At 70.1% G+C, this 25,905-nt stretch carries 26 protein-coding genes; 14 read left to right on the top strand and 12 right to left on the bottom strand.

What is annotated here, in order from left to right; genetic code table 11:
* Positions 1-208 precede the first annotated feature (208 nt).
* From ACGFYY_RS40540 to ACGFYY_RS40530, 3 genes are read right to left on the bottom strand one after another with little or no spacing between them, the layout of a single operon-like run.
* On the bottom strand, positions 209-1,717 hold the full coding sequence (locus tag ACGFYY_RS40540; protein WP_393717399.1) for a hypothetical protein: 1,509 nt from the start codon (positions 1,715-1,717) through the stop codon (positions 209-211).
* Positions 1,718-1,731: 14 nt separating this feature from the next.
* Positions 1,732-2,670, bottom strand: coding sequence for a hypothetical protein (locus ACGFYY_RS40535; RefSeq protein WP_393717397.1), 939 nt, complete (start codon positions 2,668-2,670; stop codon positions 1,732-1,734).
* Positions 2,667-3,206: a hypothetical protein gene (locus tag ACGFYY_RS40530; protein ID WP_393717395.1), complete on the bottom strand. Its 540-nt coding sequence runs from the start codon at positions 3,204-3,206 to the stop codon at positions 2,667-2,669. The genes ACGFYY_RS40535 and ACGFYY_RS40530 overlap by 4 nt, the downstream gene beginning before the upstream one ends.
* A 241-nt stretch (positions 3,207-3,447) precedes the next feature.
* Between ACGFYY_RS40530 and ACGFYY_RS40525 the strand changes: the two genes are divergently transcribed.
* From ACGFYY_RS40525 to ACGFYY_RS40510, 4 genes are all read left to right on the top strand, one after another.
* The gene (locus ACGFYY_RS40525) at positions 3,448-4,737 is read left to right on the top strand and encodes an IS256 family transposase (RefSeq protein WP_393717393.1); all 1,290 of its coding nucleotides are present in this window, start codon (positions 3,448-3,450) and stop codon (positions 4,735-4,737) included.
* Between the two features lie 151 nt (positions 4,738-4,888).
* On the top strand, positions 4,889-5,860 hold the full coding sequence (locus ACGFYY_RS40520) for an FG-GAP-like repeat-containing protein (RefSeq protein WP_393717391.1): 972 nt from the start codon (positions 4,889-4,891) through the stop codon (positions 5,858-5,860).
* A gap of 364 nt (positions 5,861-6,224) precedes the next feature.
* Complete coding sequence (locus ACGFYY_RS40515; protein ID WP_393717389.1) at positions 6,225-6,923, top strand: HNH endonuclease family protein; 699 nt, start codon at positions 6,225-6,227, stop codon at positions 6,921-6,923.
* Between the two features lie 122 nt (positions 6,924-7,045).
* On the top strand, positions 7,046-7,405 hold the full coding sequence (locus ACGFYY_RS40510; RefSeq protein ID WP_393717387.1) for a hypothetical protein: 360 nt from the start codon (positions 7,046-7,048) through the stop codon (positions 7,403-7,405).
* Positions 7,406-7,492: 87 nt separating this feature from the next.
* On the opposite strand, the gene ACGFYY_RS40505 is transcribed toward ACGFYY_RS40510, so the two are convergent.
* Entirely contained in the window at positions 7,493-8,080 is a 588-nt protein-coding gene (locus ACGFYY_RS40505; protein ID WP_393717385.1) for a hypothetical protein, read from the bottom strand.
* Between the two features lie 314 nt (positions 8,081-8,394).
* Here ACGFYY_RS40505 and ACGFYY_RS40500 point away from each other — a divergent pair, with 314 nt between their 5' ends.
* A complete protein-coding gene (locus ACGFYY_RS40500) occupies positions 8,395-8,709 on the top strand; it encodes a hypothetical protein (protein WP_393717383.1) in 315 nt (104 codons plus the stop codon).
* 162 nt (positions 8,710-8,871) lie between these two features.
* On the top strand, positions 8,872-9,525 hold the full coding sequence (locus tag ACGFYY_RS40495; RefSeq protein ID WP_393717381.1) for an HNH endonuclease family protein: 654 nt from the start codon (positions 8,872-8,874) through the stop codon (positions 9,523-9,525).
* 135 nt (positions 9,526-9,660) lie between these two features.
* On the opposite strand, the gene ACGFYY_RS40490 is transcribed toward ACGFYY_RS40495, so the two are convergent.
* Positions 9,661-10,737 (bottom strand): response regulator, encoded by a 1,077-nt coding sequence (locus ACGFYY_RS40490; RefSeq protein ID WP_393717379.1) that lies wholly within the window; start codon positions 10,735-10,737, stop codon positions 9,661-9,663.
* Positions 10,730-10,978: a hypothetical protein gene (locus tag ACGFYY_RS40485; protein WP_393717377.1), complete on the bottom strand. Its 249-nt coding sequence runs from the start codon at positions 10,976-10,978 to the stop codon at positions 10,730-10,732. The genes ACGFYY_RS40490 and ACGFYY_RS40485 overlap by 8 nt, the downstream gene beginning before the upstream one ends.
* Before the next feature lie 513 nt (positions 10,979-11,491).
* Between ACGFYY_RS40485 and ACGFYY_RS40480 the strand changes: the two genes are divergently transcribed.
* Genes ACGFYY_RS40480 through ACGFYY_RS40470 form a run of 3 tightly spaced genes read left to right on the top strand, consistent with a single transcriptional unit; the run spans position 11,492 to position 12,942 of the window.
* Positions 11,492-11,701, top strand: coding sequence for a hypothetical protein (locus tag ACGFYY_RS40480; protein ID WP_393717375.1), 210 nt, complete (start codon positions 11,492-11,494; stop codon positions 11,699-11,701).
* 3 nt (positions 11,702-11,704) lie between these two features.
* Positions 11,705-12,553: a Ku protein gene (locus ACGFYY_RS40475; protein WP_393717373.1), complete on the top strand. Its 849-nt coding sequence runs from the start codon at positions 11,705-11,707 to the stop codon at positions 12,551-12,553.
* Positions 12,554-12,603: 50 nt separating this feature from the next.
* The gene (locus ACGFYY_RS40470; protein ID WP_393717371.1) at positions 12,604-12,942 is read left to right on the top strand and encodes a DUF6233 domain-containing protein; all 339 of its coding nucleotides are present in this window, start codon (positions 12,604-12,606) and stop codon (positions 12,940-12,942) included.
* 295 nt (positions 12,943-13,237) lie between these two features.
* Here ACGFYY_RS40470 and ACGFYY_RS40465 read toward each other — a convergent pair whose 3' ends face one another.
* Both ACGFYY_RS40465 and ACGFYY_RS40460 read right to left on the bottom strand, forming a co-directional pair.
* Entirely contained in the window at positions 13,238-13,441 is a 204-nt protein-coding gene (locus ACGFYY_RS40465; protein ID WP_393717369.1) for a cold-shock protein, read from the bottom strand.
* A gap of 559 nt (positions 13,442-14,000) precedes the next feature.
* A complete protein-coding gene (locus ACGFYY_RS40460; RefSeq protein WP_393717367.1) occupies positions 14,001-16,670 on the bottom strand; it encodes an ATP/GTP-binding protein in 2,670 nt (889 codons plus the stop codon).
* A 118-nt stretch (positions 16,671-16,788) separates the two neighbouring features.
* Here ACGFYY_RS40460 and ACGFYY_RS40455 point away from each other — a divergent pair, with 118 nt between their 5' ends.
* Complete coding sequence (locus ACGFYY_RS40455) at positions 16,789-17,076, top strand: hypothetical protein (RefSeq protein ID WP_393717365.1); 288 nt, start codon at positions 16,789-16,791, stop codon at positions 17,074-17,076.
* Here ACGFYY_RS40455 and ACGFYY_RS40450 read toward each other — a convergent pair.
* On the bottom strand, positions 17,063-18,838 hold the full coding sequence (locus tag ACGFYY_RS40450; protein ID WP_393717403.1) for a zeta toxin family protein: 1,776 nt from the start codon (positions 18,836-18,838) through the stop codon (positions 17,063-17,065). The genes ACGFYY_RS40455 and ACGFYY_RS40450 overlap by 14 nt on opposite strands.
* Before the next feature lie 111 nt (positions 18,839-18,949).
* Here ACGFYY_RS40450 and tap point away from each other — a divergent pair, with 111 nt between their 5' ends.
* Both tap and tpg read left to right on the top strand, forming a co-directional pair.
* Positions 18,950-21,139, top strand: a complete 2,190-nt coding sequence (gene tap, locus ACGFYY_RS40445) for a telomere-associated protein Tap (protein ID WP_393717363.1) — start codon at positions 18,950-18,952, stop codon at positions 21,137-21,139.
* A 6-nt stretch (positions 21,140-21,145) separates the two neighbouring features.
* Positions 21,146-21,703 (top strand): telomere-protecting terminal protein Tpg, encoded by a 558-nt coding sequence (gene tpg, locus ACGFYY_RS40440; protein ID WP_393717361.1) that lies wholly within the window; start codon positions 21,146-21,148, stop codon positions 21,701-21,703.
* A gap of 67 nt (positions 21,704-21,770) precedes the next feature.
* Here tpg and ACGFYY_RS40435 read toward each other — a convergent pair whose 3' ends face one another.
* Both ACGFYY_RS40435 and ACGFYY_RS40430 read right to left on the bottom strand, forming a co-directional pair.
* The gene (locus tag ACGFYY_RS40435) at positions 21,771-21,989 is read right to left on the bottom strand and encodes a hypothetical protein (RefSeq protein WP_393717359.1); all 219 of its coding nucleotides are present in this window, start codon (positions 21,987-21,989) and stop codon (positions 21,771-21,773) included.
* Complete coding sequence (locus ACGFYY_RS40430) at positions 21,989-22,264, bottom strand: hypothetical protein (RefSeq protein ID WP_393717357.1); 276 nt, start codon at positions 22,262-22,264, stop codon at positions 21,989-21,991. Before ACGFYY_RS40430 ends, ACGFYY_RS40435 begins: the two co-directional genes overlap by 1 nt.
* A gap of 205 nt (positions 22,265-22,469) precedes the next feature.
* Between ACGFYY_RS40430 and ACGFYY_RS40425 the strand changes: the two genes are divergently transcribed.
* On the top strand, positions 22,470-23,750 hold the full coding sequence (locus ACGFYY_RS40425) for an IS256 family transposase (protein WP_393717401.1): 1,281 nt from the start codon (positions 22,470-22,472) through the stop codon (positions 23,748-23,750).
* A 290-nt stretch (positions 23,751-24,040) separates the two neighbouring features.
* The gene (locus ACGFYY_RS40420) at positions 24,041-24,400 is read left to right on the top strand and encodes a hypothetical protein (RefSeq protein ID WP_393717355.1); all 360 of its coding nucleotides are present in this window, start codon (positions 24,041-24,043) and stop codon (positions 24,398-24,400) included.
* A gap of 158 nt (positions 24,401-24,558) precedes the next feature.
* Here the strand turns inward: ACGFYY_RS40420 and ACGFYY_RS40415 are convergent, their stop codons facing one another.
* A complete protein-coding gene (locus ACGFYY_RS40415; RefSeq protein WP_393717353.1) occupies positions 24,559-25,809 on the bottom strand; it encodes an IS701 family transposase in 1,251 nt (416 codons plus the stop codon).
* Positions 25,810-25,905: the final 96 nt, after the last annotated feature.

Here is a 25,905-nt window from a genome sequence, read left to right as displayed (position 1 = left end):
GCCTGAAGGGCTCCGGGTCGGGACCGATCTCCTCTGCGGACACAGTTCGCCCGATCGTTCCGTCAGGCAGCAGTTCCCGGGCCGTCCTCATGTCTTCCCCTCCGTGGGCGGTGGCTGGTGCCGCCGTTGTCTCAAGATTCTTGTGGTCCAGGTCAGGGCGGGAGTAGATCTCCGTGCCCGCAGTCGTGCGCAGCGGGCGGAGCCTGGATCAGGGTGAGCGCCTCAGCCTGGCGATCCGGGACGGGTGATAGCCGCGAGGCGTCTCGCAACGCACTCCGGGTCCAGCACCGCAGGCGGGGCACGCGACATCATGAACCCGTCGCCCGTCGCCCGTCGCCCGTCGCCCGTCGGCGGCCAGGTGGCCGGGCTTTGCCGGCACCCCGTCGAGACCGCTACGCGTCTTCCACGACTCCACATGCTCCCGCTCCCGGGCGCTGAGGACACTGTCGGCCTGCTCGGCGGCGAGCAGCAGCTTCTGGACCGAACTCCGGATCCAGGCCCGCCGTTGCGAGCGGAGTCCGACGGGTGGGCGCCGCAGGGCTGACAGGAGCGCGCGTACACGCTCAGCTGCCCGCCGAGCCCGCTCGGCATCCCGCTCGGCCGCCATGATCTCCTCGTGCCGCTCCTGCGCATCGGCAGTCAGCAGCGCACCGGCCGCAGCAGCGATGGCGGTCTCCTCGCCAGTGCGGGCGTGACTCGCGGTCGCGTTCGCCGTCACCAACAACGTGCGCACCGCCTCTACATTGCGTGCCTCGACAGCATCGCGAAGGCTGCCGAACAGCTCCTCGCGGACCGCAGCCTGTTCCTTCAGCCAGACCTGGGCGCCGGCAACAGCGGCACGCGACTGGGCCTGGCCCTGCTCGTCCAGTCCCGTCACGGCAGCGATCTCGCCGCTGATCTGGGTGACGACGAGCACCGACCCCAGCTTCTGGGCCTCCCCCAGCTTGCGCAGCAAGAGCTCCACGCGGGCCTGGGGGGCCGGGGCCTTCCGTGCCTGCTCCGTGGAGCGCCTGGAGACCGGGCGGGTGCTGCGGCTTTGGACGAGCCGTTCGACCGCCGGGGTGGTGAGCCCGCGCCCGGTCATCTCGCACTCCTCGAGTTCGAACCATTCGGTGGGCCGCATGAAGGCTTCCGTGCCGATGCGGACCTGCCGGCTGGTCCCGACGCTGTCGAGGCGAATCCGGTGGATGTACCAGCGGTCGATCAAGGTGTCCCGGTCCACGGGTACCGACACCCCCAGCACGGGCTCACGACCGTCCTCATCCCAGACCGGCGCGACCGCCTGGTCCAGGTGCACGCGCAGCCCGCGCTCCTTGAACCGGATGTCGAGGACCGACCCGATCTCTGCTCCGTCCGGCCGGGCGAAGTCGAAGTGCACCAGGTCCCCGGGGTGGCCGGCCGTGCGGAGCCAGGCGGCGGCCGCGGCCTTCACGTACAGGTGGTCCGCGCTCGCCACCCCGCGGGCACGTCGGCCGCACCGGTGCGACGGTGTGTCCGCACCCGGGTGGTGGGCGAAGTGGCAGACGCGGTCGGTGTACAGCTTCGTCGTCAGCTGGACGCCGCAGCCGCCCAGGAGCAGCCCGCACCAGAACGTGTCGTGCTCGTGCCGCTGCCGGAAGGCGTCCAGTTCGATCGCCTCCAGCGGCAGCATCAACGGATCGTCCGAGTCCGCGCCTCCTAGGACCGCCGTCTGGATCTGTCGCCTGTCATCGCGCACGCGTATCCCCCTCGCTACCAGGGCCGCAGGTCCTTGGCCAGCTGCTCGTACCACTCCGCGCGGCGACCCGTGCGACCGGACGGCTTCTCCCCAAGAGCCACCACGGCATCCGTGACCCCGTACAGCAGCCGGTACAGCAGCACCGCGGTCGCCGTCTCCACCCACTTCTGGGTTTTGGCGGCGGGCGGAGCCGACCCGAGGACCGTGGTGAACCACACCGGTGGCAGGGCCCGCGTGCTGACCGCGTCCGTCAGCCGGCTCCGCAGTGCCAGCAACAGTTTCTGTTCGGCCTTGTCCCCTGCCGCGATCACGCCCTGCTTCTCCGCCCGGACTTGCGCGTCAGCTGCCAGGGCCCTCTTCGCCTCCGCCAGCAGCTCGGTCTGCCGGTCCAGGTCGAGGCTCGACCGCTGCTCCTGCCCCAGGGCTCGTTCGAGCTCCGTCGCTGCCTCCGCACGTTCGCGGGTGGCGGCGGAGCCGATGAGCCTGCCCACCGCGGCGATCACCTCGGCACGGTGCTCCTGATGCTGCGCGACCAGCGCCCCGAACCGCTGTACCCGCTGGTGATGCCCCATCTGCTCGTACTCGCCGAGCAGAGCGCTGCGGGCCTCCCAGCCCAGGCGGACCGCGCAGGCCCGCTTCCGCTGCTCGTCGGTGAACGTGTCCAGATCAGCGTGCTGGGCCCCGCCCGCAGCTAGTAGCTGTCCCTCCAGAAGCTGGACCTGGACGACCAGCCGTTTCACTGCCCGGTCGGTGTCCTGGACGTGGTCCTGGAGCTCGGTGTCGAGTTCTTCGAGCTTGGTCTCGGCGTTGCTGACATCGCTGCGGATATCGCGAAGTTCGTAGTCGAGGTCTTCGGTGTATCCGAACTTCCCGCTGAGGCTGCTCAGATCGCTTTCCAGGGAGTCGACCCTGTTGTCCAGGCCCCTGATCTGGTGGTCGTATTCGCCGGTCACAGGGTCCGCCCCTTGGGTGCCTCGGTACTGTCCGAAGCCACACCGATCACAAGCCAGCCGACCAGGATGGCGATGATGAACCACGCCGAGAGCACGCCCAGGGTCACCAGAGTGACCAGCAGGCACAGGACATGCAGGCCGGCTGCGACCTTGGTCTGTACGGCGTGCCGGGCGGCGGTGACCTTGATCGTGCAGCCGCCCAGGGTGGCCAGCAGATGCGGCACGAGGAGCACCAGCCACCAGGCCGTGTTGCCCAGGATGAACACGGCCGCGATCAATACGGCGGCCACCCCGGCCTCCGCGCGCCAGGACCACCGCACGAATTGCTCGCTGCGCTCGCGCTTCGGCTCGGCCAGCCGGGCCGGCAGCTGGCGCTCGAAGTCGATGAGCCGCCTGGCCTCCGCGACCAGCTGCCCGTACTCCGCATCGAACGCCACGTCGTCCTGGTCCAGCCGCACCACCCGCGCGTGGCGCTCGCCGAGCGTTTGACGAAGGACCTGATGCTCTTGGTTCAGCTCGCGCTCCGTACTGCCCACAGCTCCCCCGCCCGCGCCGCCCGGCCCATCCGCCACCGCGAGCGGAGGTCTCAAATCGGACCGAAATTACCGGCCACCGTCGCACCCTGCTGGATCTTCCTGAACAGTGGCCGGATCCGGCCGATCACTGTCCACGAATACGCGCAGGCACCCGACCAGCGCCATCGCGCGATGGACCTGCGCGTCAGCCCACGGGACTGTAAAACGTTCGGTGTAACTCCCGATCATGGAAGATGCATCGATGACCAGCAACAATGTGACCGAGGTCGAGCCCGTCGAGTCTGAGGCGGCGCCGTCGAAGTCTGTGGACGATCGGCTGATTGACGAGCTGGTCGGCCGGGCTCAGGCCGAGGGTCTTCAGCTGACCGGTGAGGGCGGGCTGCTCCAGCAGTTGACCAAGCGGCTCCTGGAGTCCGCTCTGGAGGGGGAGATCACCGACCATCTCGGCTATGACAAGCACGATCCGGCCGGGAAGAACGGCGGTAACTCACGGAACGGCACCCGGGCCAAGATCGTGCTGACCGACGTCGGCCCGGTGGAGATAGCCGTGCCCCGCGACCGCGAGGGTTCCTTCGAGCCGAAGATCGTCAAGAAGCGGCAGAAGCGTTTGTCGGGCGTGGACGAGATGGTCATCTCGCTGTCCGCGAAGGGCCTGACGACCGGTGAGGTCCAGGCCCACCTGGCCGAGGTCTATGGGGCCGAGGTATGCCGCCAGACGATCTCCACCATCACGGACAAGGTCCTCGACGGCATGGCCGAATGGCAGAACCGGCCCCTCGACGCCGTCTATCCCGTGATCTTCATCGACGCGATCCACGTGAAGGTCCGCGACGGCGCGGTCGCCAACCGGCCCATCTATGTCGCCCTGGCCGTGACCGCGGAGGGCCGGCGGGACATCCTCGGGCTCTGGGCCGGCGACGGCGGCGAGGGCGCCAAGCACTGGATGCACATCCTCACCGAGATCAAGAACCGCGGCGTGAACGACGTCCTCATGCTGGTCCGCGACGGGCTCAAGGGCCTGCCCGACGCGGTCGAGACAGTCTGGCCCCGCACCACCGTCCAGACCTGCGTGGTCCACCTGCTGCGGAACTCCTTCCGCTATGCCGCCCGCCAGGACTGGGACAAGATCGCCAAGCTCCTCAAGCCCGTCTACACCGCGGCGACCGAAGACGCGGCACTCGAGCGGTTCGCCGAGTTCGCCGACGCGTGGGGCAAGAAGTACCCGGCGATCGTGCGGCTCTGGGAGAACGCCTGGGAGGAGTTCACCCCGTTCCTCCGCTTCGACACCGAGATCCGCCGCATCGTCTGCACCACCAACGCGATCGAATCCGTCAACGCCCGGATCCGGCGGGCGGTCAAGGCACGCGGCCACTTCCCGAACGAGCAGGCCGCCCTGAAGTGCGTCTACATGGCGATCATGTCCCTCGACCCCACCGGCAAGGGACAGGCCCGCTGGACGATGCGCTGGAAGACCGCGCTGAACGCCTTCGACATCACCTTCGACGGCCGACTCTCCGCAGCCCGCCAGTAACTCCAACAACCTGAGTTACACCGTTCTTTTGACAGACCCCCGTCGACTCTATGGGTTCCGGCAGATGCAGATGGAGTGCGGCGGCTACTACAGCGGTGTCTCCGGCGGTCCTTGGATCAGGGGATACAACGCTGCGGCCAGGACAGGCGAGGTGATCGGGAACGTCGGAGGCATGGGCGGTGGCGGCGACGTCGACTCGATCTCGTACTCACCGCTCTACGGCAAGGATGCCCAGGACCTCTACAACGATGCCAACAACGGCATCGGACCGAAGAACGTCCATCGCGGTACCTACCAGCCTCCGACGGACGGTCCGGTTCTGCCGGGAAGCGGCGAGACGTGGAAGCACGCCAAGCAGATAGCCTCCGGAAACTTCTCCGGCACGGGTCACAGCGACCTGCTCGTCATCTGGACCGACGGCGAAGCCACCCTCTACCCCGGTGACGGCAATGGCGGCTTCCGTCCCGAACGGCAGCTCCTGGCACCCAACGCCGGGTGGAAGCCGGTCGCCACCATCACCGCCGGCGACTTCACCGGCACCGGTGAGTTCGACCTCATGGTCCGCTGGGACGACGGCAGGATGACCCTGCACGGCGACGTCGGCTCCAACGGCCTCGGCGCCGGAATCGAGATGGCGCCTTCAGGATCCATCTGGAGCCACGCCACCCAGATCGCCGCCGGCCGCTTCAACGCCACCACCTACGTCACCGACCTCATGGTGCGCTGGTCCGACGGCGAACTCAGCCTCTTCACCAACGTCAGCGCCGGCACCATGGGCCAGGAGTACAAGCTCAAGGACCCCAACAGCACCTGGAAGGACGCCACCCTGCTGACCGCAGGGCAGTACTCCGGCAACCAGAAGTGGGACCTCATGGTCCGCTGGTCCAGCGGCGCGCTCAACAACTACGTCGGCACCACCACCGGCGGCCTCGGCAGCGAGCAGCCCATCCACGGCCCCAACAAGACCTGGACCCACAGCGTCATCATGACCACCGGCCAGTACACGGGTGACGGACTCACCAACGACCTCATCATCCGCTGGAGCGACGGCGAGACCACCATGTACAAGGACACCCGCAAGAACAGCCTTGGAACCGAAATCATGATCGCCCCACCCGCTTAGGCACGCTGGCAGGCGCGCACGTAAGCAGCTCGGCCCTCTCCATCCGGACAGCTCTACCCGCGCCTGCAACTCCTTCGATCACCACAACGACGACGGAGCAGCGCCAGGCCGTCCAGTGCCGGCCGCCGCCAACCTGAACTCCTCCACGCGTCGGCCCGACAGCGAACTGGTCTCCTGGAACGCTGAGACTGTCCGGCACCGCCGGCAGCCGCCCCGCGGCATTGGGGGAAGGCCCGGGTGCGGCCGCCGACCGACGGGGCGGGTCGGGGTGCAGTGGCGTTTCGCCGGTGAATCGGGTGCGCGGGCGGGTGAACCGGGCCGGGTGGCCTGTTGCTGACGGTGCGGCGGACGGTACAACCAGGCCATGGTGATCTTGAAGCGGTCCGCTGTCGTGACCGCCGCTTTCACCCTGGCCCTGTCCCTGCCCACGGCCGCACACGCGGCCGAACAAGCCGCCGCCCCGGTGCCGGCCGCGCCCGTCGTGCCGCAGGTGCTACCGATCGGCGTCGCGGTGTCGGCGCTGCCGCTCGCCACCGAGGACCGGACCGGTTACCAGCGGACCTCCTTCCGGCACTGGAACTCTGGCGACATCCCGGCCGACGGCTGCAACACCCGCGCCGAGGTCCTCCTGGCCGAGGCGGTCGAGTATCCGGAGATCGGGCCGGGCTGCACCCTGACCGGTGGGACCTGGTGGTCGTACTACGACGAGCGGGAGGTGACGCCGGCCGGGGCGCTGGACATCGACCACATGGTCCCGCTCGCCGAGGCCTGGGACTCCGGGGCCTCGGCGTGGACGGCGGCGCGGCGGGAGGCATACGCGAACGACCAGGGCCAGGCGACCTCGCTGGTGGCAGTGACGGCGCGTTCGAACCGGTCGAAGGCGGACCAGGATCCGGCGGAGTGGCTGCCGCTGGCGCCGGAAGCACTGTGCAGGTACGGCGCCGAGTGGACCGCGACGAAACTCCGCTGGGGCCTCGCGGTCGACGAGGCGGAGCAGGAGCGGCTGCTGGACATCGCGGCCGGCTGCGGCGACACCGCCGTCGAGTTCACCCCCGCCCCATGAGCCGGGCGTAGCCGCAGGGCCAGCACCACGTCACAGGTGACGACCCCGCACGCTCCGGCCTGGGCGGGGCCGTCGAGCCCTGCCCTAGGGGTGTTGTCGGTGGTGGCGGTGACCATGGGGAGATGAGCGCCGGTACAGCGCCCGACGGCCCGCACGCGGGGATCGGCGGGTTGTGCGAGCAGATCCGGGGCGCCCTCGAAGGTTGGGCGCCCCGGCTGCTCGGCGTTCACGTCCACGGGACGGTGTCCGGTCCGGCGGAGGTGGCACGGTTGGTCGCAGCGGTCGCGGACGCCGCCGAGCTCACGGTGCTCCCCGGTGACGGTGTGCTCGCGCGGGCCGAACTGCACACGGCGGCTGCCAGGGTCGTCGTGGCCGCCGACGAGCGGTCGGGGATGGATGTGCGGGCCGAGCTGGCCGCGGTTCGCGCGGGGTGCCGGCGTGCGGCTGTCGCCGTCGGCCTGCGCGTTCCCGTCGCCTTCTGACCTCAGCCGGCTCGTGTGTGGATGGAAGGGCCTGCACTCCGAAGGCGGGATCCGCTGCTGCACTGACCCCCGGGTGGCGGCCGGGGGTCAGGGGTGGAGGTAGTCGTTGAGGTATCTGCGGGCCGCGGACTCGCTCGTACCGAGGGCGGTCGCGACCTCATCGAGCGGCACGTCCCGGGCGGCGAGTTCGCAGACGGCGTCCTGGCCGGTCCGGGCGATGACGTACCGCGCGTCGGCGAGGGCCTTCAACGCGACCAGCGGCTCGTCGACAGCCAGGCCGTCGAGGACACGGACGAGGTCGGTGAGGAGGCCGGTGACCTCCACGGGCAGCGGCACGGCCGCGTCCCGGATCACCGACACGTGAGCCTCGTAGTCCGCGACCGGCCCCGACAGGTCGACATCCACCTCGTAGAGGGGCTTGTCGTGGGGCAGTACGGTCCAGTCGAGCGGGTACTCGGCCGGCCCCCGCCACCCGCACGAGCAGCTGCCCCGCAGGACCGCAGCCCGCGGCCTGCCGTACCGGCCGTCGTAGGCGTGCCACGCGCGCGAAGACGGCACATGAGGGCCGCTTCCCACGTCGAAGTAGACCGGCCCCGGCTCGACGCCGTCGGCCAGCAGCACCCCCACCGACCCCTCGTGCGCCGCCCCCAACGCCTCCAGCACCCTGTCCACCACGTTCAACCCCTTCCCGCGAGCGCCCGTACGGGCCGACCCATCGGCCGGTTCGCCACGTCCAGGCTGCCGCGCGCCGGGTGCCCGCGTACCGGGATCCGTCGAATGGGGCACGGACGTGCCGGGTGACATCGATCGGTGGTCCTGTTGCGACCCGGGCGGCCAGCCGATGCCGGGCGGACTCGGACCGGCGGATGCGCTCCGCAGTGCACCTCGGTCGAGCGGGATCGCACAGGATCCGATCGATATGCATCGGTTCCGATCGCCTTCGGGCGGCAGGAAAGTTGAGGCCCTCCACTCCGTAAGGGAGGTGTGACGTGGATGCGTTGCTCTCGAACGAACTGGAGCGTGAATTGACAGCCCTGGACGTGGTCGGGTTCATCTCGGCCGTGGCCGGCGTGACCCCCGTGGTGTTCGCCGAGTACCGGGCCTGGGGAAAGGCTTCTCGCGGGCGAGTGGGACGCGAGGGGACTCTTGCCCCGGCCGAGCATGGTTCCCGCATGCCGTGCGGCTGCGGCTGGTCCGTCGTCGTGCGGCACCAGTTGCCCGGCGGCGACCGGGTGACGGTCTGGACGACACTGGTGGCCACCCCCGCCTCCGATCGCCGTGAGCCGGAGCGTGGCCCGTGGTAGACAGCCCGGACGAGGAGGAACTCACCCGCCTTCGAAAGCCCCGCCCCAAGCCTGACGTAGAGACGTGAAGTGGCGTTTCTCCGGTGAATCGTTCCCCCCTTCAGGGTGAGTTGGCCGGATCGGGCGCCAGTTACTTTCGCCGGTGCCGGTAGAACCGGCTCCATGATCAAAAACGTTCGACGGGTACTCACGGCCGCTGCTCTGACATGCGCGGTCCTTGCTCCGGCGGCTCCCGCCCAGGCCGACGAGGCAACGCTCCTGGATGCGATCGCCTATCTGCCGGTGGCTGAGGAGGTCCGCGCCGGCTACAAGCGCGAGCTCTACCCGCACTGGAAGGATGACGACAAGAACGGCTGCAACGCCGACAAGGACGTCCTCATCGCGGAGGCGATCGAGGCTCCGACCGTTGGTCCGGGCTGCAAGCTGACCGGCGGCGTCTGGCACTCCTACTACGATGACACCCTCATCGAGGGGTCCGGCCCCGGCAAGATCGACATCGACCACCTTGTACCGCTTGCCGAGGCCCACGACTCCGGCGCGTACGGGTGGACCACGGAGAAGCGCCGACGCTACGCCAACGACCTCGGATCCGAGATCAGCCTGATCGCGGTCAGCGCCCGCTCCAACCGCCAGAAGTCCGACCAGGACCCGAGCACGTGGATGCCGATCGAGTCAGTGCACTGCCGCTACCTCGGCGAATGGGTCGCCACGAAGAAGCGATGGGGACTGTCCGTCGACCCCGCCGAGAAGGAAGCACTCCTGCGCTACGCCGCCGACTGCCCGAACACGACTCTCGCCTACGTACCGGCCCAGTAGCCCAGAGGACGCCCCTGAGGCCTCCGAGCCGAGGTCACCCACGCCGCCGCCCTGCGCCGCTGGCCACCGCCATCACGCTGGCCAGCGGCGCGTACCGAGGAGCGCGGCCTTGGCCCAGGCGTCGGATGTTGTTGCCTACTGGCCGTGTCGCTCCAAGTAGATGGAGGTGAACACGGCGACCTTGGCGCGTAGGGCCCAGGGGTCGAAGGGCTTGCTGATGTAGTCGACGGCGCCAGCTGCGTACCCACGGGCGGAGTGTTCGGAGTCAACGCCCATCGCAGTCAGGAAGATGATCGGGATGTCCCGGGTCCTCGGGCGGCGCTTGATGTGAGCGCAGGTCTCATAGCCGTCCATCTCCGGCATCTGCACATCCAAGATGATGACCGCGAAGTCGTCGTAGTCGAGGAGTGCCTTGAGCGCTTCCCGCCCGGAGGAAACCGTAACGAGCTCCTGATCGAGCGTTGCCAGAACCGCGGTCATCGCGAGCAGGTTGTTCGGCTGGTCGTCGACAACCAGAATCTTGGGCATGGTCCGTGCCACGGCAGGCTGCGCGCCTGCCGTGGCCTCCTCGACGGCATCCAGCTGGCGTTCGAGCAGATTGCAGCGGTCCTCCGCGGCGGCGCGCTGGGCCCGTGCCTCCCTGAGGTCCGCTCCGAGCCGCTCGACTTCCATCTGCAGAGCGTTGCGCTCCTGGAGGAGGCCGGAGATGTCGGGGTGCACTGCCGCGAGTTCGTCCGCCCGCCTCCGCTCCGCGATGCGGTCTGCCTCAAGCTGACTGAGCCGCGTCTCAAGGTCTGCGATGCGCTGTGTCCGGTCCAGCAGTGCGTCGCCGAGTACATCACCGCGGACGCTGGACCGCCGGGAGACTCGGTCCGCGTCGGCCAGCTGCTGCTCCAGGAGCTCCACCGCGTGTTTGGGTGAGGAGGAAGCATCCACGGCCGATCCGTACAAGCCTCGTACGAACTCGATGGCCTCGGCGGTCACCGCGGTGCCACGGTGCTCGGCGACATCAGCGAAGAGGTCACTGATCACCTGCCACGGAGGTAACCGGGTGCCATTCAGATAGCGCGAGAACGTTCCCGGGTCACGCTGGCGCCGCGCTGCGTATCGACGGACCGATACACATAGCCCCTCGAACAGCTCGCGCAGCGCCTCGGCCAGGGCGCGAGAGGCATCGTTGAGGTCGTCGCCCAGAGGCCGCAGCTCACCCATTGCTCTCCCTCTCGGCCTTGCTGACGTTACCTGCGGGGGGCGTCGGCTGAGCCGCGGTGCCCTCGGTGTCGATGAGGCGGTTGAAGAAGGGCACCGCCAGGCCCGCGACGGCAAGGCCCGCGAGCAGGCTGCGCGCGTTACCTTCCCCCGTGATAGCGGTCAGCCCACCTGCCGCCGTGCCCGCGAGGAGAGCCAGCAGAAACACCAGGGTCGACCTCAGTGACAACAAGGGACGGTCCATCGAGTTCTCCGTTCGTCCAACCCGTCCAGTAGCAACGGGACTTGGTGCCCGCCCGGCAGAGTGCGGGAGGGAGAACCAGAATGGATGCCTTGCCGGATGTTGCAGTACGTGATCGGGAAACCGAGGCGACACAAGGATCCCGTTGCGCCAGCTTGATCCCTTGCTGGCAGCGCATCCCTGCTGGTCAAGACCCTGGTGGTGTTGACCGTTGCCAGAGTGATGCTCTGCAACACTGTCGGTCTTCGGCAACGGTGGCGGCTCAGCGGTCGAATGCTCGGTCAGGCGCACGCCGGAGCCGTCCTCATCCATCAACGCGACGGAACGCCGTCCGCGCCGATCGCCGCCGCCAGGCCGCGGCGATCGAGGCCACAGCTCTGCCCGGGGCTCGTCAGGAGCGTCCCGGCGTGAGTATCGGGTCGACCGGGGCCGCCCCGGGCCGACGAATTCGGCGGCCTGGACCCAACCGGACACGGCCCGCGTGCGTCCCCGAGCGTCGGCCGCGAGTCTGGAGCCATGGCCGAGTCCAGAGTGACCATCCACCCTCCCGACGAGAGGGGCCGCCGCCTGGTGACCTACCGGCGCGAGGAACTCGGCCGCGCGAGCAGCGAGCGGGACGTCCGGGAGTTCCTCTACCGGGCAGGCATGGGCGACGCCGAGGACGTCGACCTGACCGACGAGGCCCTCTTCGACTGGCAGGGCACCGGACCTGAGTCCTGGGCCTGAGCCGTGAAGGCTTTGTGGAAGGGAGCGATCTCGTTCGGGCTGGTCAGCGTTCCGGTGTCCGTGGTGCCCGCGACCGAGCGCCACGCCGTGCACTTCCGGCAGATCCACCAGCACGAAGGCGGACTCATCGGCCGCGTCCGCAACCTCAAGGTCTGCGAACTCGACGGCGAGCCCGTCGGCCTCGACGAGATCGGCCGCGGCTACGAGACCTCCACCGGCACGATCCCCGTCAGCGACTCCGAACTCGACGCCCTCCCCCTGCCCACCGCCAAGGCGATCGAGATCGGCAGCTTCGTCCCCGCGGCCTCCATCAACCCTGCCGCCTTCGGGGCCGGCGCCTACTACCTGGCAGCCCCCGACCCCATCGCGGCACGGCCGTACGTCCTCCTACGCGAAGCACTCAGCCGCACCAGCCGCGTCGCGGTCGCCAAATTCGCCTTCCACCAGCGTGAACGACTCGGGCTGCTGCGTGTGGTCGGCGACGTCCTGGTCCTCCACGGCCTCCGGTGGCCGGACGAGATCCGCCAGGCCGACGTCCCCGCTCCCACCGTGGACGTCACCGAGGACGAGGTCCAGGCCGCCGTCGCCCTCGCCGACGCGATGACCAACGACACCCTCGAAGGAATCCGCGACAACTACCGCGACGCTGTGGAGGACCTCCTTGCGGCCAAGGCCCAGGGCCAGCGCACACAGCCTCCCGAGGCACCCGCCCCGGTGATCGACCTCATGGCCGCCCTGGAGGCTTCCGTGCAGAAGGCACGGGAAGCCCGGGGCGAGGCCGAGGCCACCGTCCACGACCTCCCCGCCAAGAAGAAGACCGTGAAGAAGGCGGCCGACCGCCGCCGCGCTTGATCGCGCGGCCCGGCCGGAGCCGAGCCAGCCGCCACCCTAAAATAGAACATGTGAACGAAAATCTTGCGGAGCAGATCGCCCGGCACCGGGCGGTCGTGGGCTGGCTGGAGTGGCAGCTGGGTCAGACCCGTGAGGCCCTGGCCCGTCTGGAACAGCAGGAGGCCGTCGCCACCGCCCGCAGGCCGGCGCCACGGGTACCTGACTGGAAGCTCGAAGTGCACCGCACCGGCTACGGTCCCCGCCCCTTCCGCGTCCACGTCGGCCACTGCCCCGACGGCCACGGCAAGGAGATCACCCGGCACGAGGCCCTCCGTCTCCTGGCCGACGGCATCGAGGCGTGCCCCTTCTGCGGGCCTGACCGCGAGCTCCGGATTGACGGCGCCGCATAGCCGGCGTCAGCCGGGCAGCCAGCTCGGGCCGGGCACCGTCACCATGCCGGGTGTCCTGTGTCACCGGACCTGGACCGATTGCCATCGAAGTGGACCGAACGCAGTTCGTGACAGTGAAGATGGACCGCCGCAGGTCAAGGGCCATCTGCTGCCGTCGCGAGAGACCGCGGGCGGCGGGGGTCATCACCGAGGATGTCCTCTGACAGGGGATCTTGACCGATTGTCATCCGGTCCTGACCGGCGGGGCGGCACGTGGTGACCGCCCCGCCGGTGTGTGGCAGTGCCGGAGCTCCGGCTACAACTTCATGACATTGGCTGCTGCCGGGCCCTTCTGTCCCTGCTCGATGTCGTAGCTGACACGGTCGCCCTCCACCAGGTCCTTGAACCCTTCGGACCGGATGGCCTGGTAGTGGACGAACACGTCCTTCCCGCCGTCGTCCGGCTGGATGAACCCGAAGCCCTTCTCACTGTTGAAGACCTTCACAACTCCCGTGGCCATCAGCACATCCCTCAGCTCATGGTCCGCAGCCCGGCCGCGGAACTCCGGCCGGAGTGCGGCGCAGCTCCGGCGGCAGATCCCTTTCCCGTCAGAACCCAGGCAACCGCCGGATCACGGGGCGCGGGCGAGAACCGGCCACCCGCTTGCCGGGTCGAAGTTCTCCCTGCCCGACCCACTGGGTCCCGCCGACCAGTCGAGATCGCGTGTCAATCGGTCAAGAACACCTGACAGAGGACAGAGGAGGACGATCAGGATGTCGCTGAGGGACCGACAGCGTGCTGGGCCACCGCTTCGGCAGAGGTTCCTGCGGCGTGCTGACCTGCGGCGGTCCATCTTCGCTGTCACAAACCGGCGTCGGTTCAACTTCGATGGCAATCGGTCCATGATCGCTGTCACAGGACACCGGGCAGCGCCGATCCGGGTGCAACACGGCGTGCAACGCGGGTGCAACACCCCGACTGCAACAGACCCCGCGTTGCGGCTCTGACCTGTGGAAACCGGCCCTCACACGGCTGTGCTCAGGTGCGTTGCACCCCGCCCGTGGCCCTGCAGTGCAGTGTCACCGATGCTCGCTGATGCGGGTCTGCCGGTCCTGCACGAGCTGCCGCCACCGGGCCTGAACGGCGGCCGGGCCGTCCAGCCAGGTGGTGGGGGAGGAGGCGGGCAGGCCGGCCATGTAGTGGGCGATGTCGGCGTAGTAGGCGTAGTCGCCGCGTTCCGCGAGCCAGCGCAGGCGTTCGGTGACGGTGCGGACCTTGTTGTGTTCGCCGAGGACGGCGTGGTGCAGGGCGATGGCGAGCTCGAGGACGGCCTCGGCCGAGGTGATTCCTGCTGCGCGGATCTCGGTGCGCAGGGCGCGGGCGCCGTCGAGGTCGGCGAGTGCGCCGGCCTCGCGGGCGAGGGCAGCGACCTTGACGGTGAGAGTGGTGGCGCGCTGGTCGAGTCCGGCCAGGAGCTGCTCGGCGAGGGCGATCTCGTCGTCGGCCTGGTCGGGGTCGGTGAAGGCGTACGCGAGGGCGAGGTGGGCCTGGGCGATGGCCTGCTCGCCGGTGTTGCCGTGCTGTTCGGCCTCGGTGCGGGCGGTGGTGAAGGCGGTGGCGGCCTGGTGCATGTCGCCGTGGGCGAAGTGGATGTCGCCGAGGACCCGGTTCCCGCGGCCGGGCCAGCCGAGCGTGCGGGCGGTGGAGAGGGCTGTGGGGAAGTCGCCGGTGGCGCGGGCAAGGTGGGCGAGCCCGCGGGCTGCGGCGGGGGCGAGCCGGCCGCCGCCGTCGGCGACCTGGCGCATGCCGTCGCGGGAGGTGTCGTTCTGGCCGAGGTCACGGTGCGCCTTGGCCCGGTAGTAGAGGGCCATCTCGGTGAGCTCGGCGGGCAGCAGGCCAGTGTCGAGGACGCGGGTGAGCCGGGAGGCGGTCACGGATCGGTGCTCGTGCTGGCGCCGTGCCAGCGCGGACAGGAGCTCGGCCAGGGCGTCGCCGGCGGTGGCGAGTTCGTCCTCGCGGCCGTCCCGGACAGGCAGGGGGAGGGGTTCCCACACCGAGTCGTCGGTGTAGGCCCAGGCGGCGTCGGTGAGCCAGCCGAGGTCAAGGTGGTGGTCGCGGGCCAGGGCGAGGCCCTGGCGCAGGCAGCCGACCAGCAGGCGCCGGTCCGGCCCGTTGCTGGTCTGCCACTGCGCGCCGAGCGCGGCCAGCGCGCGGGTGGCTGCGCGCTGCCAGTCGGTTTCGGTCCAGCGGTCGTCGGTGGCGTCGTCCGCGGTTCGCAGGGTGGAGCGGATCAGGGCATGCAGGTGGTAGGGCCACAGCGCGAAGGGGTCGTGCCGGACGAAGGGCCGCTCCACCAGGCGGGCGGCCGCGGACAGGTGGGACAGGCCGGCGGCAGCGGTGGCCACGGGCAGGTCGAAGGCGTCCAGCAGGCTGACGGCGCGCAGGAGGTGGCGCTCGTCGGGGGTGAGGTCGGCCAGGGTGCGGGTGAGCAGGGCCGGGAAGTCGGTGCCGAAGTCCGCGGCCGCGGGCGTGCGGCCGGCTCGGCGGAGTTCGAGGAAGCGCAGGACGGCGAGGTCGAGGTAGAGGGGCAGGCCGTGGGAGCGTTCGGCGATCACCGTGCGCAGGTCGGTGTCGATGAGGGGCTGGCCGTCGCGGGTCAGGCGCCGTGCGAGGTAGTTGGAGCAGTCCTCGGGGGAGAAATCGCCGATGAGGACCTGGCCGGTGCCGGTCGGGGTGCCGGCGGTGCGGGGGCCGGGGACGGCCTGGCCGACGAGCCCGGGCCAGGCGGTGGGGCCGGTCCAGTCGAGCTGGCCCTCCAGCGCGGGGTCGGCCCATTGCAGGCGGCCTCGGCCGGTGACGATGAAGAACGCGTTCGGCATCAGCCACACCAGGCGCTGCAGGAGCCGTTCGAGGTCGCGGTCGGTACGGGTGCCGGTGTCCTCGAAGGTGTCCAGCAGGATGACCGGCGCCACAGCCTGTTCGGCGGGGAGCTGGGTGAGCTCCCAGGCCAGCAGGTGCGGGTAGTAGGAGAGCGCGTCGACGTCGGGCTCGACATCCAGGAGGTCGGCGAGCCGGGCGCAGCCGGCCAGGGCCCGGACGGTCTGGCGGCGCTCGCGGAGTGCGGTGGTCAGGGCGCCGGTGAGAGAGCCGATTGCGCTGCCGATGGTGCCGGGCAGCAGCAGGGCCTGGGCGACATCGCTGAGCGCGGACTGCATCTGCTGCGGCAGGGCCTTGCCGAACTTTGCGGCGAGTCCGCCGCGGCGCAGGTACTCCTCCAACGGTTCGCCGGGGTGCTGGTGCTCCCAGTAGCGGCGCAGCGCGATGTCGAAGGCGGGCAGCGGCCGGTTCAGGCGGGCGGCGAGGGCGAGGCGGAGTGTGAGGACGACGCGTTCGAAGTCGACGCCGGCGGACCGGGCGAGGTCGATCCGCACAGGCAGGAGCGCGGGCCGGGCGGGCCAGACAGGCTCGCCCCAGCGGGCCGGACGGCCCTCGGCGCCGGCGAGGGCCGCCTCCAGGGTCCGCGACAGCGTCGTCTTCCCGATCCCCCCGACCCCGTGCATGACCAGGATGTTGTTCCGCGGGGCTTCGAGATCCTCCACCGTGAAACCGGGGGCGGTGATGCGGGCCAGGTGCTCGACCAGGGCGGCCTGGACGATCTGCCACTGACCCTGCCGGTTCGTGAACGCCTCACCGGCCTCCACCTGCCGGTCGTTGGTGCTGAACAGCGCCCGCAGATCCCGTCCCGCCATGACTCCCCCTGGTGATCGTCTCCTGTCCCCTCAACCTATTCCCGCCCTGCGGGCTGTGAAGGTGCGTCAGGGAGAATTGGCTGGTCAAGTACGTCAGCACGACCAAGGTGGTACCGCCGTGACCGGCCCCCTCACCCCCGAAGACCCCACGCCCCAGCCGCTCCACCAGACCGGTGGAGACGCAGAGCAGGCCGAGCAGACGGTGAAGGAGGTGTTCCGCTGGTACAACGCCCGCCTCACCGAAGCCCGCGAGAGCGGCGCGGACGCGGAGACCGTCGACGGACTGCGGGCAGGTCGGGACCAGGCCGTGGAGGACCTCGACCGGCTCGAGGACGCCGACGAAGACGAGACGGTGCAGATCGCCGTGGCCTACGCCGCCCGGCTCAAGGAACTCACCGGCAGCTGAGCCAGCCGGCCGCGGGCAGCGGCAGCCGGGCAGGGCCGCTGCGGTGCTCCACCACCCGGGCCCGCCACGCGGCGGGCATCAGCGGCTGCGCCTGGACCGTGATTCCGGCGATCTCCTCCCGCATCCGGGGCAGCACCCGGTGCAGGGCCCGCTGGACCGCGTGGAAGCCGGCGGCCTCCCCGTCGGTGTAGGGGCGGCGCCGGGCCGCGGCCAGGGCCCAAGCGGCCCACCGGTCCCGGCCCAGTGCCCGGTGGTCGCCGTCGATCACCCGCACTGCGCTGATGCTCGGGTCGGTGGCCGCGGCGGCCACGATGTCGGCCGCCACCCGGCAGGCCCGCGCGTGCGCGGCCGGGGTGGGGAGCGCCGTGACTACGTCGAGCTCCAGGGCTCGGGCGTGTCTGACGAGGGTGCGCTGCCGGCTGTCGGTGGCCCGGGCGGCTAGGACCACGACCTCGATCCGGTAGCCGGCCCGGGCGAACCGGCCCGCGCTCAGGGCGAAGTCGGCGGCGCTGGTGAAGTCGGCCTCGACGAGCAGGTCGCCGCGCCGTTCGCGGACGTACGCCTCGGCCTCGGCCTGCCAGTCCTCGGCATCCGGCCGCACCAGTTCATCGGCGAGGCGGGGAGTGTCGTCGATCAGCTGGAAGTGGTCCGGGTGGTGGCCGCGCAGCAGGTCGGGATCCACCACGACGGTGCGCGGCCGCATCGCCCGGCGCAGCATCCGCCGCGCCTCCAACTGCCGTGCGCCCGGCTCGCCGACCAGGTAGACGACCAGCGGGTCCGGGCGGAAGGTGGCCTTGCGCAGGAAGGTCGGGGCGATCAGCTCGTCGAACGTCCAGCGGTGCTGGTTCAGGCTGAGCCGGTGGTAGCCGGTGCCCGGCGGGCCGGGGAGCGGGTGCGCGATGCGGCGGACCGGCTCGGCGGCGGCCGCGGCGCGCTCGGCATCGCGGGAGACGGCCAGGCGGCGGTCCGCGGGCAGGCGCTCGTCGTGGACCAGGACCTCGGCGCGCACCAGGCTCCGCCGGAAGGCGCGGGTGCGGGGCGCGCTCCAGGGCCGTAACCGCTCCGCGCGCACCGTCGCGGCCGCGGCTGGAGGCCGGCCCCACGCGCCGTGGTCGGTGAGCTCGTTGTCGTAGAGCTGCTCCAAACCGCGGCGGACCACGGTCACCCGGTCCACCAGGTGCTCGGCCTCGATCACCTCAAGCGAGGTCAGCAGCCCGTCGGCACAGTGGTCCAGGTTCTCCCAGGCGACGTACCGGCTTTCGGGGCCGAAGAAGCGCTCCAGGACGCCGAGCTGGCTGTCCGCGTCGGCCACCGCCAGGACGACCAGCTCGACCCGGTAGCCGGCCGCCCGGTACAGAGCCGACGCGGCGCGGGCCTCGGCGGTGTCGGCCAGGGCCAGCTCCACCACCACGTCCAGCCGGGCGGCGCGCGCGTACGCCTCGATCTCCGCCTGCCACCAGCGGGTCACCGGCCGCACCCCGGCACCGGCCGTCCGTACGTCCCGTTCCAGCAGCGTCTCGTACTTCCGGTGGGCCCGCTTGTAGAGATCGCTGCCGATCCGCACCGCTCCCCCTCTGCACTGGAGCACGGTGTGGATGATGTCGGCAGCCGTGGACTTGCCGCTGCCGGGCGGACCGGCGACGACCACGACGACAGGCCGGTCCTGTGGGACGGCACCGGCGGTCGATGTCGGCAGCAGGACGTCGGTCAGGATCTGGCGTATCTCTGCCTCTGACAGTCCCTCCGGCACCGCGTGCTGCATGGACACCCCGCCCTCCCCAGTGATCAGATTCAAAGCCGAGGTTAAATCTATCGGGAATCAAACAGCAAATCTAAAGGTAAAGAATGGTAGGGTGGGTGGCGGAGGTTACCTATGCCCACCGAAGAAGAGCTGTTCGAGGCCGTGGACGCGCTGCTCGCAGGCGAGCCCGAGATGCCGGCGCCGGCGGAACGCGCACGGCTGCGCGAAGCGGCCGGAATCACCCAGGTCCGGCTCGCCCAGGCCCTGCAGACGACGACGCAGTCCATCAAGAACTGGGAGTCCGGCCGCTCCGAGCCGCGACCGCCCCGACGCCAGGCGTACCAGCGTCTCCTGGACGGCTGGGCGGCCCACTACCCGGCCACGCCAGCAGCGGATCCGGCGGTCCCTGCCACGTTCACCGGCACGTCCACCCCGGCGCCCATGCCGCCAGAGGAGCTCACCGGCTCCGCGCCCGCTTCCGCCCCTGCGGCCGAAGCGCCGGCGCCCCCGGCGCCCGCTGCGTCGTCTCGGCGCCCGGGTGCGAAGAAGGCGGTGGCGAAGAAGACCACGACGGCGGTCGCCGTCGACCCGCGCTTCGAGCACGGCCCGCTCGCGGTCATCGACGCCGACGCCGACGGGCAGGTGTCGGCGTACTGCGTCGGCGGCCTGGTCCTGGACGTGCCCGCCAAGACGATCCCGGCCCTGGTCGACTGGACGCTGGCCGAAGCCCGCCTCGGGCAGGCCCGCCTGCACCGCAACGGCCGCGACGCCGACCCGATCCTCGTCCTCACCCCATCCGCGCTGGAACGCTTCGGCCTGCCCGCCGCCCTGTCGGAGCAGGAGCGGAACGCGGGCCGACTCCCCTCCGGCCACAAGGTGGTCAAGCAGATCGAGAAGGCCGGGCTCCAGATGACCCAGCGGGGCTTCGGCCCGTGGGCGCGGCTGTTCCGCGACCCGGAAGGCTCCCGGCGGCGCTGCGTCCAACTGTGCGTCCTGCCCTGGAACGCCCTGGACGTCCGCGAATGGGGCCGCAAGGACAACCCGGAGCTGCTGCTGACGATGCACCCGGCCGACCTCGTCCAGTACCTCGGCCTGTACGCGGCCCGGGTGATGACCCCACGCGGCAGCACGGCGACGACCGGCCTGGAGCTGATGACCGCGCTGCGCCCGCCCACCCGCGCGGAGAAAGACAAGGCCACCGGCGAGTTCAAGTCCGCGCTCAACGCCGACGCACTCACGGCCCGGTACGAGGTGGTGGAGTGCGAGGTCCCCGACGAGCACCCGATCCTCAAGGGCAAGTTCGCCCGGCACCACCTGCGCACCCCGGCCGAGATGCTGATGGAGGAGCCCTACGACTGGTGCCGGCCGCTGACCGACGAGGAGTGCGCCAACCCGTACCTCGTCTGCGTCGACATCAACATGAGCTTCGCCGCGGCCGCGAACAGCCTCACCGTCGGGCTGAACGGGCCGACGCACCTGGAGAACAATCCGACGTTCGACCCGGCGCTGCCCGGCTCGTGGCTGGTCGACCTCTCCCACGTCGACCTCTCCCGCGCGCGGGTCAACGGCCGCACCGTCGATGGCTCCCGGCTCCCGAGCCCGTTCACCCCGAAGGGCGACACCCCCACCGGCCCGGCCTGGTACGCCACCCCGACCGTCGCCTACGCGGTGGAGCTCGGCTTCGACGTCGCGCCGATCGAGGCGTACGTCCGCACCCAGACCAGCCGCTACCTGGACGCCTGGTACAAGCGGCTGCGCGACGCCTACGTGGACACCATGGCCGACATGGGCGTCACCACCGACCTCACCGACGCCGAGTTCCTCGAGGCGATGGCGCGGCGCAAGCAGACCGACCCGACGATGGCGCTCCTGGAGACCGCCATCAAGGCCACGGCGAAGGGCGCGATCGGCAAGCTCCGCCAGCGCTCCCGCGGTCAGGTGCCGTACTACGAGCCCTACCCGGCGCTGGAGCGGTGGACGTGGCGCCCCGACATCCGGGCCGCCGTGCTCGCCGCCCAGCGGACCGGCCTGCACCGCAAGCTGATGAAGACCGCGGCCGCCGCCGACCTGTACCCGGTCGCGATCGGCACGGACGCGATCGTCTACCCCTCGCCGGGCCCGTCCCCGCTGGACGTCCTGCCGCAGACCCCGGAGGGCAAGCCGGTGCCGGGCGGCTTCCGGCTCGGGGTCTCGCCCGGGATGGTCAAGCACCAGGGCACCCAGACCGTCCTGTGGGCGGAGCAGCAGTTCGAGGAGCGCGGCGGTGTCTTCAACATCTCCAACCTCATCAAGACCGACCAGAGCGCCGGAGAAGGGGAGTAGCAGGTCATGGTCGATTCGCTCGGGGACAGCCTGGACCGCGCGCTGGAGGGGGCGTTCACCCGCCGCATCCCTCAGTCCGCCCAGGCGCAGATGAAGTACCTGGTCAAGCAGCTCAAGGGCACCAAGGCCGCCGCCCAGGCGCTCGGAATCTCCCAGCGCACGGTGGAGCGGTACGTGTCGGGCAAGCTCAAGCGGCCCCGCCAGGACCTGCGCGGCCGCCTGGAGCGCGAGGTGAAGAAGCGGTGGCAGCCGCAGATCCGCGCGAAGGCGAGGAAGAAGGCGGCCTCCACCGGCGGCCTGGTCGTCTCCACCCGCGCCCGGTTCGGGTTCACCGCGGCCTCGGGCACGACCGACGACGCCCGGATCCGCGACATCACCCAGGCCCTGCCGCCCGAGTTCGCCGACCAGCTGTTCAACGCACGGGAGCAGGGCAAGACCGAGGACCAGCTCCGGCAGATCGCCGCCGACGGCCTCGCCCGGATGTACTTCCGCGCCAACAACAACAGGGCCCACGGCCTGGGCGTGGAGTTCACCGACGTGGAGCGGCTCGAAATCGATCTGTGATCACCCGCCCACGGCAGGGGCCCCGAACCGCGCGCCGGTTCGGGGCCCCTCGTCATCTGCCGACGGGTCAGCCGGCTTCGGCCTGCCGGTCAGCCGCCTTCTTCCTGGCCTGCTGCAACTGCTCGTACGTCGCGGCGTGCAGCGTCTCCATCCGGCTCAGCGCCGTCGCCGTGTCGTCCGGCTTCATCGCGCCGCCGGCGAACTCCACCAGGAGCTCCACCATCAGGTGGTTCTTCCAGTGCCGCAGTTCCGCCTCCTTCGCGAGCTCCGGTCCGCTGGCCTCCATCAAGTCGGCCAGGCGTCCCTGCGCCCGCCACGCCCGTCGCCGACGCCATCCGCCGCCGCCCGGCCGGTTGAGATTCCGCAGCTTGCGGATCTGCCCACCATGGCCTTGATCTGCGTCTCCTGCTCGGGCGTCCACTCCTGCCCAGCCTCCTCGTGGAGGGCCTGTACGGCCTCCTGAGCGGCCTGGGTATCGTCGCCCGTCCCGTCGCCGCTCAGCTGCTCCACTGCCTGCCTGAGCGACGCCTGCGCCGCAGTCGCGTCGTCCTGTTCGGACATGCTCACCCCTCGTTCTCCGGAACGCGCAGCATGCCCGCCGCGCGGTGCCCCGGGCAATCGGATGGACCGGCCGGGACGGCGGGCTACTGCGGGTCCACCTCACCCGGAGCCGTCGTAGGGGTGCCGTTAACGAACGGCCAACCAGGTGAGGGTCTGTACGGTCAACGGTGGATCTTCGAACAGGAAGTGACACCTGATGACAGACGTGACCGTCTCGGCTGAGGCCGTGGAAGAAGTGCGGCCGGCCAGGTTGGATCCGGTCGTGCTGGATGACCAGTTGATCGGGCAGCTGGTGGACCGGGCCAAGGCCGACGGGATCAGCCTGACCGGCCAGGGCGGGCTGCTGCAGCAGCTCACGAAGAGGATCCTGGAGTCCGCCCTGGAAGGCGAGATCACCGATCACCTCGGGCATGAGAAGCACGAGAAGACCGGCTCCGGGAACACCCGCAACGGAACCCGGGCCAAGACCGTGATCACCGAGGTCGGCCCGGTCGTACTCGAGGTGCCCAGGGACCGGGAGGGCAGCTTCGAGCCGCAGATCGTCAAGAAGCGGCAGCGCCGGCTGACCGGCGTCGACGAGATGGTGCTGTCGCTGTCCGCCCGCGGCCTGACCCACGGCGAGATCTCCGCCCACCTGGCCGATGTCTACGGCGCCGAGGTCTCCAAGACCACGATCTCCACGATCACCGACAAGGTCATCGAAGGCATGAACGAATGGCAGAACCGGCCGCTCGACCCGGTGTTCCCCGTGATCTTCATTGACTGCGTGCACGTGAAGCTGCGGGACGGACAGGTCGCCAACCGGCCGATTTATGTCGCTCTCGCGGTCACCGTCGAAGGCACGAGGGAGATCCTCGGACTGTGGGCCGGCGACGGAGGCGAGGGCGCGAAATACTGGCTCCAGGTCCTGACCGAGATCAAAAACCGCGGCGTCGAAGACGTTTGCATGGTCGTCTGCGACGGCCTCAAGGGCCTGCCCGACGCGATCGGGACGGTCTGGCCGCAGGCGATCACGCAGACCTGCGTGGTTCACCTCTTGCGGGCATCGTTCCGATACGCGGCCCGGCAGGACTGGGACAAGATCTCGAAGGCACTCAAGCCCGTCTACACCGCACCGACCGAAGACGCCGCCACGACACGGTTCCTGGAGTTCTCCGAGGCCTGGGGCCGGAAGTATCCCGCGATCGTGCGGTTGTGGGAGAACGCCTGGGCGGAGTTCGTGCCGTTCCTCCAGTTCGACACCGAGATACGGCGGATCGTCTGCACGACGAACGCGATCGAGTCCGTGAACGCCCGCATTCGCAAGGCCGTCCGGGCCCGCGGGCACTTTCCGAACGAGCAGGCCGCTATCAAGTGCGTCTACATGGCCGTCATGAGCCTGGACCCCACCGGCCAGGGACGCAAACGCTGGACTCAACGTTGGAAGGCCGCACTCAACGCCTTCGACATCACCTTCGACGGCCGACTCTCAGCCGCCCGCCGCTGACCCCCTAACAACTCCAGAACCACCGTTTACTGGACAGACCCGCACAACCTCGCCCTCGCCGGGTAGGCCAGCGGACCACGGCGACCGAGCATGCCCGAGGCGACTCGAAGATCTTTACGGGACAGCTCTTAGCTCCGGTGTGCTCAGCGATGCAGCTCGGCATGTTCGTCGAGACGGCCTGTAATGCGGCCAAGGGCAGCGGGATGGCGCTTTGGGCGCGGGAACCGGGCAGGGGTTCGGGGGCGTGTGTGCTCCGGTACGTGAAGTCGAAAGGGAGAGGTCGGGCACATATGACGGCATCGACGGAGGCCAAGGAACCCGGCTTGGGGTGGTTCGTGACGGGGCCGCTGCTCGCCGTGGCGGGCACTGTGCTGGGAACCGCTCTGGCATCGCAAAGGTGGGCGGACTGTGCGCACGGCATGGACGCGCCGACCCGTACGGGATTTGTGATGATCATGCCGTTCGCCTGGATCGGCATGACCCTACTGCTCGGGCTTTTCCAGACCGTCCTGGTGGCGGTGCTACCGGATCAGACCGAACCCGAGGTCAAATGGGTGGCCCTGTTCGTGGCGGCCTGTGTGCTGACCCTCCTGTACTCCTTCGGGATGGGTTCCCCGGACGTGACGCCGGACGGCTCCTGCGTGCGGTAGCAGTCCACCCTCGTCTAGGGAGAAAGCGTTGCCTGACGCGGTACTAGTAGGGCTTGGTCAGGTTGGTGTTGGTGTGGGTATGTCGCGGTGACAGGTGGGGCAGGCGCCGTTCCAGGTGGCGAGGAGAGCCTGTAGTTCGCGGACGGTCCGGTAGAGGCTCAGGCCGGCGCCGTGTCTTTTGGGGCTCGGGCCAGCCGTTGCAGGGTGCAGAAGGCGTGCGCGACCGAGACCAGGGTCACGTGGTGGTGCCAGCCGTTGAAGGTGCGGCCCTCGAAGTGGGCCAGGCCCAGGGCCTGTTTCATCTCGCGGTAGTCGTGTTCGATGCGCCAGCGGAGCTTGGCCAGGCGGACCAGGGTGGTCAGCGGGGTGTCGGCAGGCAGGTCGGACAGCCAGAACTGGACGGGTTCGGCCTGGTTGGCGGGCCACTCAGCCAGGAGCCAGCACTCGGGCAGCTCCGGGCCGCGGGCGGCCTGGCGGACCTCGCGTCCGGCAGGCCGGATCCGCATGGTCACAAACCGTGAGTACATCCGCTTGAAGCCGCTGCGGCCGGTGCCGGGCCGGGAGCCCTCACGCCATTGCACCGGCTTCGCCGCGTTGCGTCCCACCGCGGTGACCAGCTGTTTCACCGACTGTGGCTTGTCGGGGTACTTAGCCGCAGGTGGCCGTCCGCTCCCGGAGTAGGGCTCGGCCACCGGTACTGCCTCGCCGGGCTGGGCCGAGAGGGTGGTGGAGATCCCAACCACGTAGTTGAGGCCGCGGGCCTGCAGGCCGTGCCGGAAGGCCGTGGCGTCGCCGTATCCGGCGTCCGCGACGGCCAGTGGCACCTCCGTCCCCCACGAGCGGGCCTCGTCGAGCATGTCCAGGGCCAGCTGCCACTTCTCCACATGCCCGACATCGTCGGGAATCTGACAGCCGGCACGGCGGGCGACCTTGGCCGGGTCCGCCTTCGGTGAGGCGGGATCCCAGACCTCGGGGAGGAACAGCCGCCAGTTGACCGCAGCCGACGCATGGTCGGACGCCAGGTGCATCGAGACGCCCACCTGGCAGTTGGTGACCTTGCCCGCGGTGCCGGTGTACTGCCGGGACACGCAGGCTGAGGCGTTGCCGTCTTTGAGGAACCCGGTGTCATCGAAGATCAGCGCACTCGGCCGGATCGCTGCTTCCATCTTCCAGGCCAGCCGGGCCCGCACATGCGCCGGATCCCACGGGCTGGTGGTGATGAAGTGGGCCAGGGCCTGCCGGTTCCCGTCCTCCCCGAGCCGGGCGGCCATCGGCTCGACCGACTTGCGCTGCCCGTCGGTCAGCAGCCCGCGCAGGTAGACCTGCCCCCATCGACGCTGATCATTCCGCGCGAACGGCTCGAAAACCTCCGCCGCGAAATCCTCCAGATCACACCGCACCGCGGCCAAGGGCGGTGTGTCAGGGCGTGGTCGAGCCGGCCGTCGGTTCTCGCTCAGGCGACGGTGGGCAGGGCGGCGACGCCGGTGATCTGGTCCCAGATCGTG

Origin of the sequence: Streptomyces sp. NPDC048331 (assembly GCF_043201215.1) — a bacterium.
GTDB lineage: Bacteria > Actinomycetota > Actinomycetes > Streptomycetales > Streptomycetaceae > Streptomyces.
The sequence above is the reverse complement of the archived record's forward strand: the minus strand, read 5'-3'. Positions and strand labels throughout refer to the sequence as shown.